This is a genomic window from Microbulbifer mangrovi (assembly GCF_002009015.1).
Taxonomy (GTDB): Bacteria; Pseudomonadota; Gammaproteobacteria; order Pseudomonadales; family Cellvibrionaceae; genus Microbulbifer; species Microbulbifer mangrovi.
On sequence record NZ_LZDE01000135.1, the window covers coordinates 1 to 2,574 of the forward strand.

Below are 2,574 nucleotides of genomic sequence, written 5' to 3' on the forward strand. Positions count from 1 at the left end.
AACTACCCCCTGCACCAGTTCGTGGGCAAGGTCGGCGCCGCGCTGGCGGCGGGCTGTACCATGGTGGTCAAACCGTCCGAGCAGACGCCGTTGCAGGATTACCTGATGGCGGAGATTTTCCACGAAGCGGGCCTGCCGGCCGGTGTGTTCAACCTGGTTCCCGGTCGCGGCCCGGTTGTCGGCCAGGCGCTGTGTGAACACCCGCTGGTGGACATGTTGTCGTTTACCGGCTCCACCCGCGCCGGTATCGAAATTGCCAGGGCCTGTGCGCCCACCGTTAAGCGTGTGACCCAGGAGCTGGGCGGCAAGTCCCCCTACATCATCACCGCCGACAGCGACTTCACCACGGCGGTCCGTTACGGCGTGGACGACGTGATGATCAACAGCGGACAGACCTGCACTGCGCTCACGCGCATGCTGGTACCCCAGAGCCGCTACGACGAAGCGCTGGAAATTATTCGCGCGCGCGTGGCCGAGATCGAAGTGGGCATGGACGAAAATGCATTTATGGGCCCGCTGTCGTCCCAGCGCCAGTGGCAGCAGGTGCAGGACTATATCCAGGTCGGTCTCGAAGAGGGGGCAACCCTGCTGTGTGGTGGCGCGGGCAAACCGGAAGGGCTGGACCAAGGGTTCTATGCGCGGCCCACGGTTTTTGCCCATGTGAACAACGACATGCGCATCGCCCGCGAGGAAATTTTCGGCCCGGTACTGTGTGTGATCGCCTACGACGATCTGGACCAGGCCGTGACCATCGCCAACGATACCCCTTACGGTCTGTCGTCTGGTGTTTACGCCAAGGATCACAAGGACGCGCTGGCCATCGCACGGCGCATTCGCGCCGGCCTGTGTTTTGTCAACGGTGGCGAGTTCAACTATCAAGCGCCGTTTGGTGGTTACAAGCAGAGCGGCAACGGCCGCGAATTTTCCCACCACGGGGTGGAAGAATTTACCGAAATCAAATCTGCGCAACTGGGTGTGCCCGCGGAGTAATCCGCGGCGCGCCGACTGAAACTGACAAATACAAACGAATAAATAAAATAAGTAACGCGGGAGAAGCTCCGTGACAGAAGTAGCCGTCAAAAAGAATCTGGGTAAACGGGACATGATCCTGTTTACCGTCTCCGCCATTTTGCTGGTGGATACTCTCGCAGCCACCGCCGCCATCGGTACCTCGAGTATTTTCTGGTGGCTGTTCCTCGGCCTGTTTTTCTTTGTGCCTTTTGCCCTGGTGTCTGCGGAACTCGGCTGCGCCTATCCGGAAAAAGGTGGCATCTACGCCTGGGTGCGCGATGCCTTCGGCGGGCGCTGGGCGTCGCGCATCAGCTGGAGCTACTGGGTCAACGTGGCGATCTGGATGCCGGCGATTTTTATCCTGTTTGCCGGTGTGGCAAAACAGTTGTTCTGGCCGGATATGGGCGTCGCCGCGCAGATTGGTCTCGGTATCGCGCTGACCTGGATCGCGGTGATTGCCAATGTGGTCACCCTCAGCGTGGGCAAGTGGGTGCCCAATATCGGTGCCATCTTCAAGATCATTATCTTCGGCGCGATCATTGCCGGCGCGGTGGTTTACGCGGGTGAAAACGGTCTCGCCAATCCGATCACCTTTGACAGCATCAAGCCGAACCTGGGCGACAGCCTGCAGTACATCCCCGCGATCATCTACGGCATGCTCGGTTTCGAGCTGATCAGCTCGAGCAGTGAGGAAATGCGCAATCCACAGAGGGATGTGCCCCGTTCCATTCTGGTGTCCGGTGCCATCATTCTCGCCCTGTACACCCTCGGCACCACCGCGATTCTCGCGGCCATCCCCGCCGGGGAAATTGATCTCGTCGAGGGGCTGGTAGACACCCTGCGGCTGTTCTTCGCGCAACTGCCCTATGGCAATGCGCTGGTGATGGCGCTGGGTATTGCCGCGCTGTATACGTTTTTCTCCAATGGCGTCACCTGGGCCATCGGCGGCAACCGCGCTGCGGCGGAAGCGGCCGAAGAGGGCGAGTTGCCGAAAGCCTTTGCGATCAAAAGCCGCAGCCGCAACACGCCGGTGGGTGCCGCGGTGCTTATGGGCCTGATGAGCACGCTGATTCTGGTGCTGTACGGTGTTCTGGTGAACTCCAACGAAGACCTGTTCTGGTCGCTATTTGCCTTCAGCGGGGTGATATTCCTGCTGCCTTACGTAGGGATGTTTCTGGCATTTCTGAAGATGCGCCGTGTTGACGGTGCCCGTGCGCGCCCTTTCCGCGTGCCTGGTGGCGAAAGCTTTGTGCGTGTGCTGACCTATTTCTGCGTGGCGATACTCGCCGGCAGTATTTTCCTGTTTATTTACACCCCGGGTGAGGGCGTGCAGTGGCCGGTGCTGATCGGGTCCATCGTCACCTTGTTGCTCGGTGAGCTGGCGATCCTGTGGGCTGAAAAACAAAACGGTGGGAGTAAAGGAACCGAAGAGGCCTCTGGAGTCCTAGCCACGCAATAAATTTTTTAAGGGAAAATCCCTCGAGCAGACCGGTGCCGTCGATATAGATCGAGGCGGTACCGCTACCGGGAGTTGCTTTGTGAGACACGAGCTAGGCGCCCCCC

At 59.6% G+C, this 2,574-nt stretch carries 2 protein-coding genes; both read left to right on the plus strand.

Annotation, left to right across the window (positions count from 1 at the left end):
• The coding region (locus tag B4U49_RS00760; protein WP_078082698.1) for an aldehyde dehydrogenase family protein at positions 1-990 on the plus strand (990 nt) is incomplete at its 5' end.
• Between the two features lie 70 nt (positions 991-1,060).
• The gene (locus B4U49_RS00765) at positions 1,061-2,470 is read left to right on the plus strand and encodes an APC family permease (protein ID WP_239692414.1); all 1,410 of its coding nucleotides are present in this window, start codon (positions 1,061-1,063) and stop codon (positions 2,468-2,470) included.
• Positions 2,471-2,574 lie beyond the last annotated feature (104 nt).